The sequence below is a fragment of the Streptomyces sp. NPDC059695 genome (assembly GCF_042733785.1).
Lineage (GTDB): Bacteria > Actinomycetota > Actinomycetes > Streptomycetales > Streptomycetaceae > Streptomyces.
In genome coordinates this window covers 310,296-324,099 of record NZ_JBHWFF010000002.1, presented here as the reverse complement: position 1 = coordinate 324,099, position 13,804 = coordinate 310,296, and the positions used below count along the sequence as shown (strand labels likewise).

At 71.7% G+C, this 13,804-nt stretch carries 12 protein-coding genes and 1 tRNA gene; 10 read left to right on the top strand and 3 right to left on the bottom strand.

Annotated features, from left to right (window positions below):
- Positions 1–37: 37 nt before the first annotated feature.
- On the top strand, positions 38–1,510 hold the full coding sequence (locus ACFV2S_RS04030) for a S1 RNA-binding domain-containing protein (RefSeq protein ID WP_385553994.1): 1,473 nt from the start codon (positions 38–40) through the stop codon (positions 1,508–1,510).
- 878 nt (positions 1,511–2,388) lie between these two features.
- Here ACFV2S_RS04030 and ACFV2S_RS04025 read toward each other — a convergent pair.
- Positions 2,389–2,461: transfer RNA gene (locus ACFV2S_RS04025), tRNA-Arg, on the bottom strand.
- A 292-nt stretch (positions 2,462–2,753) separates the two neighbouring features.
- Between ACFV2S_RS04025 and ACFV2S_RS04020 the strand changes: the two genes are divergently transcribed.
- The 5 genes from ACFV2S_RS04020 (at position 2,754) to ACFV2S_RS04000 (ending at position 9,131) form a co-directional block, all read left to right on the top strand.
- Complete coding sequence (locus ACFV2S_RS04020) at positions 2,754–4,382, top strand: dynamin family protein (RefSeq protein ID WP_385553992.1); 1,629 nt, start codon at positions 2,754–2,756, stop codon at positions 4,380–4,382.
- 1 nt (position 4,383) lies between these two features.
- Complete coding sequence (locus tag ACFV2S_RS04015) at positions 4,384–6,201, top strand: GTPase (RefSeq protein ID WP_385553990.1); 1,818 nt, start codon at positions 4,384–4,386, stop codon at positions 6,199–6,201.
- Positions 6,202–6,419: 218 nt separating this feature from the next.
- Positions 6,420–6,887, top strand: a complete 468-nt coding sequence (locus ACFV2S_RS04010; protein WP_385553988.1) for a single-stranded DNA-binding protein — start codon at positions 6,420–6,422, stop codon at positions 6,885–6,887.
- 225 nt (positions 6,888–7,112) lie between these two features.
- Complete coding sequence (locus ACFV2S_RS04005) at positions 7,113–8,555, top strand: LAETG motif-containing sortase-dependent surface protein (protein ID WP_385553986.1); 1,443 nt, start codon at positions 7,113–7,115, stop codon at positions 8,553–8,555.
- Between the two features lie 453 nt (positions 8,556–9,008).
- Positions 9,009–9,131 (top strand): hypothetical protein, encoded by a 123-nt coding sequence (locus ACFV2S_RS04000; protein ID WP_385553985.1) that lies wholly within the window; start codon positions 9,009–9,011, stop codon positions 9,129–9,131.
- On the opposite strand, the gene ACFV2S_RS03995 is transcribed toward ACFV2S_RS04000, so the two are convergent.
- Complete coding sequence (locus ACFV2S_RS03995; RefSeq protein WP_385553983.1) at positions 9,128–9,454, bottom strand: deoxyxylulose-5-phosphate synthase; 327 nt, start codon at positions 9,452–9,454, stop codon at positions 9,128–9,130. The two genes, ACFV2S_RS04000 and ACFV2S_RS03995, sit on opposite strands and share 4 nt — an antisense overlap.
- A gap of 259 nt (positions 9,455–9,713) precedes the next feature.
- The gene (locus ACFV2S_RS03990; protein ID WP_385553981.1) at positions 9,714–10,223 is read right to left on the bottom strand and encodes a hypothetical protein; all 510 of its coding nucleotides are present in this window, start codon (positions 10,221–10,223) and stop codon (positions 9,714–9,716) included.
- 363 nt (positions 10,224–10,586) lie between these two features.
- On the opposite strand from ACFV2S_RS03990, the gene ettA reads away from it, so the two are divergent.
- The 4 genes from ettA to ACFV2S_RS03970 are packed head-to-tail and all read left to right on the top strand — an operon-like array spanning position 10,587 to position 13,736.
- Entirely contained in the window at positions 10,587–12,251 is a 1,665-nt protein-coding gene (ettA, locus tag ACFV2S_RS03985) for an energy-dependent translational throttle protein EttA (protein WP_385553979.1), read from the top strand.
- 5 nt (positions 12,252–12,256) lie between these two features.
- Positions 12,257–12,682, top strand: a complete 426-nt coding sequence (locus ACFV2S_RS03980) for an acyl-CoA thioesterase (protein ID WP_385553977.1) — start codon at positions 12,257–12,259, stop codon at positions 12,680–12,682.
- Complete coding sequence (locus ACFV2S_RS03975; RefSeq protein WP_385553975.1) at positions 12,679–13,338, top strand: hypothetical protein; 660 nt, start codon at positions 12,679–12,681, stop codon at positions 13,336–13,338. Before ACFV2S_RS03980 ends, ACFV2S_RS03975 begins: the two co-directional genes overlap by 4 nt.
- Entirely contained in the window at positions 13,335–13,736 is a 402-nt protein-coding gene (locus ACFV2S_RS03970) for a GNAT family N-acetyltransferase (protein ID WP_385553973.1), read from the top strand. The genes ACFV2S_RS03975 and ACFV2S_RS03970 overlap by 4 nt, the downstream gene beginning before the upstream one ends.
- Positions 13,737–13,804: the final 68 nt, after the last annotated feature.

Below are 13,804 nucleotides of genomic sequence, written 5' to 3'. Positions count from 1 at the left end.
GGATGATGGGATGGTGCAGCTCCCCTACGTCTACCGCGTGACCAAGTACGACCCCGCCGACCGTGACGAACACGGGCATTACACCGGCAGTGAGGACACGGTCAGCGATCACGGCGAGGTCGAGGCGTCTTATCTTCAGGCGGTCGCGGCCTTCGCCGAAGGCACCGGCGTCGAGCACCTGGCCGTACGTGAACCGCAGGTCCCGTCCTTCGCGCACTTCGGTTCGGAGCCTCCAGTGGACGGCTTTGGGTTGGCCGGACTCTTCCCTGCCGGTCCGACCGGTCTTCACGACGGAGCAGAGGTACCGCTCGACATCGCGCTGGAGCTGGTGCGCGCCATGTTGCGTGGCAGTGGTGCCTGGTGCCGGCTGGAGGCGGAAGGCGCGTTCGCGGTCCATGTGGGATGGGACCAGTACCTCTACATCGGCAGTAGCCGGCCCTGCGAGGAGGCGCTGGCCCGAACCCGCGCGCTGGGGCTGTTCCCGGAACGCCTGGGCTCCTCTCCGTACGCGATGGAGACCGACGGCGCTGATGTCCAGCGGCCCGGCGACGACGAGTTCTGGGCCGGTCTGCGCTGGGCGGTCGCCGCATGCCGCGCCGGGCTTCTGGAAGAGACGCACGTCGAAGGCGCCTCGCGATGGCACCGCCTCACGCGCGACTCCGTCGACACGGTTCGCGCCGGGATCGCTCCCCGCGCCCGGCTGGCCGTGTGGCCGGACCTGTCCTCCGACGTCGACGCAGCCATCGGTGCCCTCCCCGCCGAGGGCCTCGTCGAATGTGTCTGGCAGGACAAGGACGGCCGGATCCACAGCGCCGTCGCTGACGAGGATGAGTTCGCGGAGCTGGCCGCCCGGCTGTCCGATGCCGAAGCTGCAGCAATCCTGTCCGTGTATGCCGATGAGCGTGCGCCTCTGTTCACCGCCGTCATGCCTGACGACGACGGAGTGGTACGGGCCCGCTGGCAGACCGAGCCGACGCCGAGCGACCGGAACTGGGCCCTTCTCAAGACTTTTCACCGAGGCGAGATCGTCACCGGCACGGTGACCCGCATCGCCGACTTCGGCGTCACCTTCGTGGACATCGGCGGCTTCGAAGCGATGATCAATATCCCCGAGCTGTCATGGCGCCCCTTCGACCACCCATCCGACATCGTCTCCGTCGGTCAGGAGGTCAACGCCGAAATCCTCGACGTCGATCCCGTCCGCGAACGCGTATCACTGTCCCTCAGGGCCCTGTACGAAGATCCGATGCCACTGCTGACCGTGGAGATCGGCCAGACCCTCGTCGGCCGCGTCACCAAACTCATACCGTTCGGCGTCTTCGTACGCATTGAAGAGGTGGAGAACGGTTTCGAGGGGCTGGTACACAACTCCGAACTGGCCGACGAGTACCTGGAAAACCCTCAGCTCGGCATCCAGGTGGGTGACGCGCTACTGGTCAAGATCCTTGACATCGACACGGTCCGGCGTCGAATCACCCTCTCGCACCGGCAAGCTGTTTCAGGGCTCTAGCCCCAGGCTGCCTGACGATCAAGGCGACGGGACGAAAGTCGCCGACTGGTCAACCAGGAAGGGGGAGCCGGACGCGGCAGGCTCCCAGCCCTGCGCCAGTGCCCCTTTGATGCTGGCGGCAACATGATCCGGCCTGACGGGCTCCGCTTCAACGCCCAGCCAGTTACTGGGGTGCGGTTGGCCAGTGGTGACAACCAATGTCCTGCCGGGGCGGTCGTCGTCGGGCGAGTTCGACGGCGTCGGCCATAGGCGTCCAGCACGGTCCCTGCATGTAGGACGGCTTCCGGCGGATCCGCCAGCGGTAGGCGGCCCCGTCGGCTGTGATCCGCCGAGAACCCTTCTTGTCCAGCGCCTTCAGGCCCCCTCTCCTGCTCTCGGACTGCAACGCCCTGCCATCGGCCTGTCCCCGTAGATTCCTGGAGGAGGTGCCGCCGCTCCTCCGCGATGCCGATCCGCGGCCCGGCCGACTCGGCTGGCAGGTGTGGGGCCGAGCCTGTCGTCGGGGATCCGTACCTGTGATGCGCCAGCTTCAGCGCCAGCGTGCCGCACGACTTGTTTGCGATCTTCGCCTCTTCGGTCGCTTCGCCCCACGCCGCGCCCCGCTCCACCCTGCCGGCCGGTGCGGAGGGGTGGCTCACCGTCGTCCGGCCGGGGGCTGATCGACACAGGAGAGCCCGCCGGTCGGACTGAGGCATGGCTGCGGGCAGGCCCAAACTTCGGGAAGTTTTCGGGAAGACCAGCCGCCGGAGGCCGCCCCTGACCGGTCCCAGTCGGACGGATTCAGCCATCCGACACTCTCTCTTCGGTACCCCCGCCCCCGGCCGAAAACCGCCCATGACCAGCAAAAAGACCCCTCCCGAAGGAGGGGTCCCGCTGTGCGCCCCCGGCAGGACTCGAACCTGCGGCCAAGTGCTTAGAAGGCACCTGCTCTATCCACTGAGCTACGGGGGCCGGGTGGTGGCCGTGTGGCCGGGAGCCCCTGGTGGGTGGGGTGTGCCAGCCGGGACAAGGATAGGGCTCCGATCGCCTTGGCCCGGTTGCTTCACCTGCGTGGCACGATGTGGAGGTTCGGTGAAGCGAACCGATAATCGCAGGCAGGTGCGATTCGCGCAGCGCTTTTCGCGCCGCTCGGGGCGGGTGTTGTGCACTCGTTATGCCCGGCCTTCCGGTCACCACCCTTCTCTTCGGCGCGCAGGGTCGCAATAGGCTTCAAAAACACTCATAAATTGGGCATTCTTCGCATGTGGTGACCTTGGACGAACGGCCTCAGCTGATCGACGCACTCTCCGCCCTGCGCGACCGAGTCGCCGCCGTGCGTCTCCCCCTGCCCCTCCCCGACACTCCCCGCGCCCGCCAGACCCGGGCCGAGCTGCTCGCCCAGCTCGACGACTACCTGGTGCCGCGGCTGAAGGATCCTGACGCCCCGCTGCTCGCCGTCGTCGGCGGATCCACCGGGGCCGGGAAGTCCACCCTCGTCAACTCCCTTGTCGGGCGCCGCGTCAGCGAGTCCGGGGTGCTCAGGCCCACCACCCGGACCCCCGTGCTCGTCTGCCACCCCGAGGACCACCACTGGTTCGCCGGGATGCGGGTCCTCCCGCAGCTCACCCGCGTCTGGCTGCCGCAGGCCGACGAGGAGCACCCCGTCGAGGAGCCCGCCCCCGAGGAGAACGCGCTGCGCGTCGAGACGGCCGCCTCGCTGCCCCGCGGGCTCGCCCTGCTCGACGCGCCCGACATCGACTCCCTCGTCGTCGAGAACCGGCTCCTCGCCGCCGAGTTGATCTGCGCCGCCGACATCTGGGTGATGGTCACCACCGCCTCCCGGTACGCCGACGCCGTGCCCTGGCACCTGCTCCGTACCGCCAAGGAGTACGACGCCACCCTCGTCACCGTCCTCGACCGCGTCCCGCACCAGGTCATCGGCGAGGTCTCCCGCCAGTTCGAGGCCCTGCTCGACAAGGCCGGCCTCTGCGACGTCCCCCGCTTCACCATCCCCGAACTGCCCGAGTCCACCGACGGCGGCAGCGGACTCCTGCCCGACAGCGCCGTCACCGCCCTCCGCGACTGGCTCGCCCACCGCGCCCAGGACCCGGCCGCCCGCCAGCAGGCCGCCGACCGGACCGCCTCCGGGGTCATCGACTCGCTCGACGCCCGGCTGCCCGAACTCGCCGCCGCCGTCGCCGCCCAGTACGCCACCTCCGTCCGCCTCGGCGGCGCCGTCCGGACCGCCTACGGCGAACAGGGCAAGCGGGTCCGCAAGGAGCTCGGCCGCGGCGCCGTCCTCGCCGGCGACGCCCGCACCCGCTGGCGCGGCTATCCCCGCGACAGCACCGCGGACGAGCTCCTCGACGCCCTCGCCGAGTCCCTCGCCGCCCTCCTCCACTGCGCGGTCTCCGCCGCCGAGGAGCGCGTACGGGACACCTGGCGCCGCGAACCCGCCTCCCAGGCCCTCGGCCCGTCCCGGACCGGCGGCGACCGGGAGGCGGTGGAGCGGATCGGCGTGGAGGTACGCCGCTGGCGCCGCGTGCTCGAGGAGCTGGCCGAGGAGGAGGTGCGCGACGTCGAGCGCCCCCCGGGTTCGCGCGCGGCCCGCGCCGCCGTCCCCGAACCCGACACCGTCGCCGCGCTCCTCGCGGCCTCCCTCCTCGGCGGCCGCCGCGCCCGCGCCGCCGGCGAACGCCTCGCCGAACTCCTCGGCGCCCAGGCCGCCCTGCGGCTGCGCGACAAGGGCGGCGAACTCGTCCTCTCGTACGTCGACCGGGTCCTGCACGCCGAGCGCGACCGGCGGCTCGCCCCCCTCGACGCGCTCGACGTGACCCCCGAGCCGCAGGCGGAGCTGATCGCCGCGCTCTCCGTACTGCAGAAGGAGAAGTGACGTGGTGGACGACGACCGGGAGCGCGCCCGCGCGCGCTGGGACGACGGCCTGATCGCGCGGCGGGCGGGCGAGCGGTCCGCCCCCGGCGCGGACGAGACGGCCGAGACGCCCCCGGAGGCACCGGAGGAGGACGTCCTGCCGTCCTTCGGCGGCAGCTACGGCGGAGCCCTCCGCAGCCGCCTCGACGCCCTCCACGAGCTGGTCGGGCTCTCCCGCGCCCGCGTCGAGAGCGAGGCGCTCGCCGAGGCCGGACGCGTCCTCGACGAGGCCGCCGCCCGCCAGCGGCTCTCCTCCCGGCACACCGTGATCGCCCTCGCCGGAGCCACCGGAAGCGGCAAGTCCACCCTCTTCAACGCCCTCGCCGGCGTCCCCGTCTCCGAGACCGGACTGCGCCGCCCCACCACCTCCGCGCCCATCGCGCTCAGCTGGTCCGAGGGCGCCGCCGGGCTGCTCGACCGGCTCGCGGTGCCCAGCAGACTGCGGCGCCGCCCCCTCGCGGGCGGCGCCGCAGACACCGAGCTCCAGGGGCTCGTCCTCGTCGACCTGCCCGACCACGACTCGGCGGTCACCGCCCACCGCGACCAGGTCGACCGGGTCCTCGGCCTCGTCGACGCCGTGATCTGGGTCGTCGACCCCGAGAAGTATGCGGACGCCGCCCTCCACGAGCGCTACCTGCGGCCCCTCGCCGGGCACGCCGAGGTCACCTTCGTCGTCCTCAACCAGATCGACCGGCTCGGCACCGAGGCCGCCGACCTCGTCCTCGACGACCTGCGCCGCCTCCTCGACGAGGACGGCGTGGCGCTCGGCGAGCACGGCGAGCCCGGCGCGACCGTCCTCGCGGTCTCCGCCCTGACCGGCGACGGCATCCCCGAACTGCGCGAACTCGTCGCCCGGTTCGTCCAGGAACGCACCGCTCCCGAACGCCGCCTCGCCGCCGACGTCGACGCCGCCGCGGGCCGGCTGCGCCAGGCGTACGTCGCCGAAGGACGGGCCGGCCTCGACGAGCGCGCCCGGGACGCCTTCACGGACCGCCTCGCCGTCGCCGTCGGCGCCCAGGCCGCGGGCGAGGCCGCCGAGCGGGTCTGGCGCCGGGGCGCCATCCGCGCCTGCGGAACCCCCTGGCTGCGGCTCTACCGCTGGTACGAGCGGACGCGCGCGCACGGCGCCACCGACCCGCGCCTCGAACCCCCCGTCGAGGACGAGCTGACGGCACGCCAACGCGTCGAGCAGGCGGTGCGGATCGTCGCCGACGAGGCCTCGCGCGGGCTCCCGGTGCCCTGGGCGCAGGCGGTGCGCGAGGCGGCGGCGCGCGGGGCGGAGGGGCTGCCGGAGGCCCTGGACGAGCTGACGGTCTCCCTGGGCGACCCGGCCGCCCGGCCGCCCCGGCCCGCCTGGTGGCCCGCCGCCGTCCTGGCCCAGGCGGTGATGACGCTCCTGCAGATCTTCGGCGCGCTGTGGCTGGTGGCGCAGATCGTCGGTGTCGTGCAGCCGGGCCTGCTGCCGCCGGTCCTCGTGATGCTCGGCGGCATCATCGGCGGCCCGCTCGTCGAATGGGCCTGCGAGGGCGCGGTGAAAGGCCCGGCCCGCCGGTACGGCCAGGAGGCCGAGCGCCGCCTGCGGGAGGCGACCGCCGCCTGCGGCCGGGCCCGGGTCCTCGACCCGGTGGCGGCGGAACTCATGCGCTACCGGGAGGTGCGCGAGCAGTACGCGACGGTCGTGGGCGCCCGGCCCTCGGCGGCGTCCCGGGTCGTGGGCGGCGGCCGCCGCTCCGGCACGGCGCGGCTGGGGGCGACGCGGGCGGGCGTGCGGGGGAGGTAGCGGGACGGCCGGCGGCGCGAAGCTCCGAGCCGTCCGGGTAGTCGAGCCGTCCGGGTTCCGAGTCGTCCGGGTACAGGGCGGTTTCACCCGTGTGGGTGGGGGAGTTGTCCACCGGTACGGAGCTGTCCACAGGCCCGAGCGGGGTCCGCCCGGCCGCCCCAGCATGGTTCCCACGGGGTGGCCCCACGGCGGGGCACCGGGACACAGGGGGCGCAAGCATGAACGACACGACCGTGACGCTCGTCGGCAACGTGGCGACGGCGGTGGAGTACCGGGACACCGTGGCCGGCGGGGTGGCCCGCTTCCGGTTCGCGGTGACGGCGCGCCGCTGGGACCGGGAGAGCGGGCTCTGGTCCGACGGGAACACCAGCTTCTACACGGTGTCGGCCTGGCGCTCGCTCGGGGCCAATCTCGCGGCCTCGGTGTCCGTCGGCGAACCGCTCGTGGTGCACGGACGGCTGAGGGTCCGTGAGGAGGAGCGCGACGGCCAGCGCAGGACCTTCGTGGACGTGGACGCGGTGGCCGTCGGACACGACCTGAGCCGGGGGACGGCGGCCTTCCGGCGTGCGGCGCGGGTGGAGTCCCCGCCTCGGCCGGACCCCCGGCAGCAGCCGGAGCCGGACCCCTGGGCGGCCGCGGCGGAGGAGGGCGAGGCCGTGACGCCTCAGCTGGTAACCGCCTCCTGACCTTGTGTTGTGGGGATTTGTCGACCAACTGGCCTGTGCGATAACGATTCCGAGTCGGAATGGTTATCTGACCGGAAGGCAGGGCACCGGGGGGTTTCGCGTCCCTAGGATTCCCGGATACTCATGTGGCACGTGAGCCCATCGAGTCTGTGAGTTCTGCTGGCGTGCGCTCCCCCCACGCGAATCGACCATGTTCGCGGAGCGGCGCGCCCGGAGGGGAATCCAATGTTTTCAGTTCGTGGGCGTGGCGTTGCCCGTGCGGCCGCCACGATCCTGGTCTCCGGCCTGGTCGCCGCCGGTGCGATAGCCACCGCGGGTCCTGCGCTGGCCGATGACGGTGCCGGCACCGGCGGTGTCACGGCGAAGCTCGGAGGCCTCACCGAGGCCGACGGCGTCGTCATCGAGGAGAAGGACGGCAAGACCTGGCCGGTCTCCGGTGGTCTCTTCACGATGCAGGTCGACGGCGGGGGCACCCTCCAGACCTACTGCATCGACCTCCGTACGGGGGCGAAGCGCGACTACACCTACAAGGAGGTCGGCTGGGACGAGTCGTCCCTGCACAACAACGGTGACGCGGGCAAGATCCTCTGGATCCTGGAGAACGCGTACCCGAAGAACTCCGCCGAGGCCCTCGGCGCGAAGCTCGGCGTCGACCTCTCCAAGAAGGAGGCCGCCGCCGGCACCCAGGCCGCGATCTGGACCCTCTCGGACGACGTCAAGGCGACGCCGAAGAGCCCCGACGCCGAGAAGCTGACGGAGTACCTCCTCAAGGAGGCCGTGAAGCTCGAGGAGCCCAAGGCCTCCCTCAGCCTCTCCCCGGCCACCGTGGCGGGCAAGGCCGGCGACAAGCTCGGCCCGATCACCGTCACCACCAACGCCGAGAAGGCCAAGCTCCAGACGGCCGCGGGCACCCCCGCCGGCGTCAAGGTCGTCGACAAGGACGGCAAGCCCGTCACCGACGCCAAGAACGGCGACCAGGTCTTCCTCGACGTCCCGGCCGGCACCGCCGACGGCACCGCCGAGCTGACCGCCGAGGCCACCACCAAGGTCTCGCTCGGCCGCGCCTTCGTCTCCGTCGACGGCCCGTCGCAGACCCTGATCCTGGCCGGCTCCAGCGACTCCACCGTCACGGCCAAGGCCTCCGCCTCCTGGGCGAAGAAGGGTGCCGTCCCGGCCGTCACGGTCGCCAAGGACTGCGCCAAGGGCGGCCTGGAGGTCATCGCCTCCAACGCCGGTGACGAGGACTGGACCTTCGACCTGAAGGGCACCTCGTACACGGTCCCCGCCGGGGAGACCAAGACCATCACGGTCCCGCTCGCCGAGGACGAGGCGTACAAGTTCACGATCACCGGCCCGAACGGCTTCGAGGAGACCTTCGAGGGCGTCCTGGACTGCAAGACGGCCACCCCCGGCCCGAAGCCGTCGGAGACCCCCTCCACCACCCCCTCGGCCACGCCTTCCACCCCGTCGACCACCGGTGGCACCACCGGTGACACCACGGGCGGCTCGACCGGCACCACCGGCACCACCACGACCGGTGGCGGCGACCTCGCCGAGACCGGCAGCTCCAACGCCACCCCGATGATCGCCGGCATCGCCGCCGCGCTCGTCGTGGTCGGTGGCGGCGCGGTGTTCTTCCTCCGCAAGAAGAAGACCGCCGGCCAGTGAGCCCGCTCCCGGGTGCCGGACCCACGCCGGCACCCGGGCCGCAGCCCACGCACCGGGGCCCGCGCCCCACGCAGGGGCGTGACCCAGGGCGCCAGGGCCGCTAAGCCCTGAAGCCAGGGCCGCGCCCCAGGCGCCCGGCCTCATGGAGTGAGCGGCCGACCCCGCGGAGTGATCCGCGTCAGGACGCTCCACCCCATGACCCCCGCACGACCCCGGACCGCATCCGCGCCCGGGGTCGTCGCACGTCCAGGCCCCGGGGCGGTCGGGCAGGATGAGGTGCCGTCAGCCTGACGGGCATGGAAATCAGGGTCCTGGTCAGCGACTCGCCGTCGGGCCGGAGCCCGGGAAGCGTGACCTCGATGCTCAGGAAGCCGGTGCGCGCGCCCACCTTTCCGGCCCAGGCCCTGCGGGAGCAGGCGTTCCCAGGACGGCCGGCTCTTCCGGCGCGTGCGCATGAGCCGGCGGGACGCTGTGCCCGAGCGCGGCGCGTGGGCTCCGGTGTGGGCGACGATGCGTGCCCTGGCCGACGTCCACGGTGATGAGCAGGTCCGGCTCGTCGTCTGGTTCGACGGCTAGACGACGTAGCGCTGCAGGGCTCGCGCGGCGGGCTCGCCGGTGCGGCGCGCGTACGCGGTGCGGGCCTTGACCTCGCGCAGGGTGGTGGGCCGCCAGCCGGGGCCTCCGCAGCAGCTCTTGTGGAAGCCGATCCCCGCGTGGAGAAGGACCGACAGCACTCGCCAGGCGTCCTTGTCGCGACGCCGGGGCGGCGCGAACGCCGAACCGGCGTGGATCATCACCCGCGCGCACCGCGGACAGCGCCGTTCGCGATCGGGGCCGTGGAATTGCTTGTACGAGGCCCGACACGGCAGGCACACGTAGGAGGTCTTGCCGTGGCTCATGGGGGCAGGCTAGGCGCTTGCGCGGCAGCGCTGCCAGGCAATTGCCCCGCTGACGTGGGTCAGCCATCCCGAGTCGGTCGGATACTCACTCGCGTCAGATCGGATCGGTTCGCCCACGGCGGGCCGAAGAGACCCGCCTTCCGTACTGCAATCCCAGCAACCGGCCCCGCCCGATAGCGCCTCTCCAGGACCTCAGGGTGGCCGGTATGACTGTCGCTGACCGATCCAGCGAGAGCTACGGATCAGAAGACAGCCGTGCCTATTCCGTGTCCGACAGTGCGGGAAGCCGGACTCGCTCAGGCACCTGCTTGCCATGGCTACGCAGAAGGTCGGCAGCAGCCAGCCGCATGTCCCGTTCGATGGAGGCGCGCTCGTCCGGCCAGTCTTCCCAGCTGCTCCATAGCCCTATGAACCGGTGCACAAGCTCGGTCGTAGTGTCCGTCCGTTCCAGATGGCAGGCGCACCAATAGATCTCGTTGCTGGCCTCAAGGTGCGTAAGGGAGCCGTTGAGCATGCCTTCCGCCGCCCCGAGCATTCGTTCGCGCCAGGCGTCCTCGACCCCGGGCACGGGGAGCCCCAGCTCTGCCATGGCCTCCACGAAGAGGTCGCGGATGTCGGCCGGCGGGTCACGTCGAGAAAGCCCTGCCAGCTCGACCAGGGCCGGGCTGTCCAGGCCGTCGGCCAGGGCCTCGGCAGCGAGCATCGGCAGGTCTTCGGTGGGCTGCTCTCCGAGGGCCAGCTTCAGGGCTGCACGGCGTAGGCGATCCATGAGGGCACGTTAACCCTCCCGCTCATGCGGTTACCAAGGAGTATCCAGGCAGGCCCACCCGCGCGCGGGGAGCCGTCTCCTTCGCCCACGGCCAGGACGTTCCCGGTGGTGCGCATCTCAAGGGGGTGGGCGGCGCCCCCCCCCGTGGCGGGCAGGTCAGAGCCGAGCATTCCCGGGCCGTCCGCAGGCCGTGCGAGGGGGCTCAGGGGTGATCGTCGGCGACCGACAGTGACAGGTGGGCTACGCGAGGGGCTCGGGAACGTGCAGGTCAGGGGGAGTCCCGCCTACTGGTTGGCTCCCGGGGGTGGCGGTCAGGCAAGATGGGGTGTATCTGCCCACTCACTCTTTGCCGGACGGTTTCTCTTGGCTGAGTACATCTACACGATGCGCAAGGCGCGCAAGGCGCACGGCGACAAGGTCATCCTCGATGACGTGACGCTGAGCTTCCTGCCGGGCGCGAAGATCGGTGTGGTCGGCCCGAACGGTGCCGGTAAGTCCACCGTTCTGAAGATCATGGCGGGCCTGGAGCAGCCGTCCAACGGTGACGCGTTCCTGTCGCCCGGGTTCTCCGTCGGCATCCTCATGCAGGAGCCGAAGCTCGACGAGAGCAAGACCGTCCTGGAGAACGTCCAGATGGGCGCCGCCGAGACCATGGGGAAGCTGAAGCGCTTCAACGAGGTCGCGGAGCTCATGGCGACCGACTACTCGGACGCGCTCCTGGACGAGATGGGCAAGCTCCAGGAGGACCTGGACCACGCCAACGCCTGGGACCTCGACACCCAGCTGGAGCAGGCCATGGACGCCCTGGGCTGCCCGCCCGGCGACTGGCCCGTCACCAACCTCTCCGGTGGCGAGAAGCGCCGCGTGGCGCTCTGCAAGCTCCTCCTGGAGGCCCCCGACCTCCTGCTCCTCGACGAGCCCACCAACCACCTCGACGCCGAGTCGGTGAACTGGCTGGAGCAGCACCTCGCGCAGTACAAGGGCACCGTCGTGGCCATCACCCACGACCGGTACTTCCTCGACAACGTGGCCGAGTGGATCCTGGAGCTCGACCGCGGTCGCGCCCACCCCTACGAGGGCAACTACTCGACCTACCTGACCAAGAAGTCCGAGCGGCTCAAGGTCGAGGGCCAGAAGGACGCCAAGCGCGCCAAGCGGCTCCGGGAAGAGCTGGAGTGGGTGCGGTCGAACGCCAAGGGGCGTCAGGCCAAGTCCAAGGCCCGTCTCGCCCGCTACGAGGAGATGGCGGCCGAGGCCGACAAGATGCGGAAGCTGGACTTCGAGGAGATCCAGATCCCGCCGGGCCCGCGTCTGGGCTCCATCGTCGTCGAGGTCGAGAACCTGTCGAAGGCCTTCGGCGACAAGGTCCTGATCGACGACCTGTCGTTCACCCTGCCGCGCAACGGCATCGTCGGTGTCATCGGCCCGAACGGCGCCGGCAAGACCACGCTCTTCAAGATGCTCCAGGGTCTGGAGACCCCGGACTCCGGCTCCGTCAAGGTCGGCGAGACCGTCAAGATCTCGTACGTCGACCAGAGCCGCGCCAACATCGACCCGAAGAAGACGCTGTGGGCCGTCGTCTCCGACGAGCTCGACTACATCAACGTCGGCCACGTCGAGATGCCCTCGCGCGCCTACGTCTCCGCGTTCGGCTTCAAGGGCCCGGACCAGCAGAAGCCGGCCGGTGTGCTCTCCGGCGGTGAGCGCAACCGTCTGAACCTCGCGCTCACCCTCAAGCAGGGCGGCAACCTGCTGCTCCTCGACGAGCCGACCAACGACCTCGACGTCGAGACCCTGTCCTCCCTGGAGAACGCGCTCCTGGAGTTCCCCGGCGCGGCCGTGGTCATCTCCCACGACCGCTGGTTCCTGGACCGGGTGGCCACCCACATCCTCGCCTACGAGGGCGAGTCGAAGTGGTTCTGGTTCGAGGGCAACTTCGAGTCGTACGAGAAGAACAAGATCGAGCGCCTCGGCGCGGACGCGGCCCGTCCGCACCGCGCCACGTACAAGAAGCTGACCCGAGGCTGAGGTCAGTGACCAGGCACATCTACAGCTGTCCCCTGCGCTGGTCGGACATGGACGCCTTCGGGCACGTCAACAACGTCGTCTTCCTGCGGTACCTGGAAGAGGCGCGGATCGACTTCATGTTCCGGCTGGCGCCGGGAGACGGTTCCCCCTCGTTCTCCGGCGGGTCCGTCGTGGCCCGGCACGAGATCGACTACAAGCGACCGCTGGTCCACCGGCACGAGCCGGTGACCATCGAGTCGTGGGTCACGAAGATAGGCGCGGCGTCGCTGACGATCGCCTACGAGGTCAAGGACGCCGACGTCGTGTACGTGCGGGCGTCCACGGTCGTCGTGCCCTTCGACCTGGAGGCGCAGCGGCCGCGGCGGATCACCGAGGAGGAGCGCTCGTTCCTCCAGGAGTACGTCGACGACGGGATGTCGTCGGCCGCATGACCGTGCTCGCTCCGCTGCACTTCGCCGACGCCCGGGAGGCGGCGGCCCTCGCCGCCTTCCTCACCCGGCTCGTCCACTACGACCGGGCCGCCGCCGTCCGCCTCCAGGCGGGCGGCGGGGCGCTGGCCGTCTTCGGGCGGCCCCCGTCGTTCGAGGTGCTCGCGATCCGCACCGCCCGCCTCGTCGACGCCGTCGACCTCGACGTCACCGTCTCCGCCGGTGAACTCCTCGACGGCGTCGAGGAGTCCGCGGGCAAGGCGGTCGTCCCGGGCTCCGTGACCGGCCCGCCGTGGGCCGGGGTGCTCCCGCCGCGCGGCGGCTGGGAGCCGGTCCCCGGCCTCCCCGACGTCACCGCGATGCGGGGCGCCGTCGCCGCCGCCGTGGCCGAGTTCCGCACGCGGGACGAGCAGCTGCCCCAGGAGCGGCGGACCCGGGCCGAGCGCGACGCCCTCGGCCGCGACATCTGGTCCCGGACCCTCGGCACCACCGGGCTGCCGCTGCGCGCCGTGCACGCCGCCCAGTCGCTCGGCTTCCTGCCGCCGGGGGAGGCGCCGGTGGGGCTCTTCGCCTCCGGGCCGTGGCTGCGGCTGCGTACCCCGTACGGCTCGATCGCGCTGCGCACGGTGCCGATCTCGCTGGGTGTCGCCCCCCGATGACCGTCGACGTCCAGGTCGACGGGCCCCTCACCGGGGAGGAGCTCAACGCCCTCTTCCACGCGTCCTGGCCCGGGCACCGGGACACCGACTTCGGTCCGGTCCTCGCCCGGAGCCTGCTCCGGGTCACCGCCCGGCGCGCCGGACGGCTCGTCGGGTACGTGAACGTCGCCGGGGACGGCGGCGTGCACGCCTTCCTCCTCGACACCACCGTCCACCCCGACGAGCGCCGCCGGGGCCTCGGCGTCACCCTCGTACGGGCGGCCGCCGGAGCCGCCCGGGAGCGTGGCGCGCACTGGCTGCACGTGGACTTCGAGCCGCACCTCACCGCCTTCCACGAGCGGTGCGGCTTCCGTCCCACGGCCGCCGGGCTCATGGCGCTCGACCCTCGGACGGCTTAGGGGGTGTGGTGGGGGTGCCGCCCCGCCGGCCCGCGCGCGGCGCAAACAACCCCCCCGGGGCCCCCCCC

Bases quoted from the DNA above. Each gene is read 5' to 3' on its own strand.
- ACFV2S_RS03970 (WP_385553973.1), top strand. From the start codon at position 13,335: ATGACCGTCGACGTCCAGGTCGACGGGCCCCTCACCGGGGAGGAGCTC.
- ACFV2S_RS03995 (WP_385553983.1), bottom strand. From the start codon at position 9,454: ATGAGCCACGGCAAGACCTCCTACGTGTGCCTGCCGTGTCGGGCCTCG.
- ACFV2S_RS04000 (WP_385553985.1), top strand. From the start codon at position 9,009: ATGAGCCGGCGGGACGCTGTGCCCGAGCGCGGCGCGTGGGCTCCGGTG.
- ACFV2S_RS04005 (WP_385553986.1), top strand. From the start codon at position 7,113: ATGTTTTCAGTTCGTGGGCGTGGCGTTGCCCGTGCGGCCGCCACGATC.
- ACFV2S_RS04010 (WP_385553988.1), top strand. From the start codon at position 6,420: ATGAACGACACGACCGTGACGCTCGTCGGCAACGTGGCGACGGCGGTG.
- ACFV2S_RS03975 (WP_385553975.1), top strand. From the start codon at position 12,679: ATGACCGTGCTCGCTCCGCTGCACTTCGCCGACGCCCGGGAGGCGGCG.
- ACFV2S_RS03990 (WP_385553981.1), bottom strand. From the start codon at position 10,223: ATGGATCGCCTACGCCGTGCAGCCCTGAAGCTGGCCCTCGGAGAGCAG.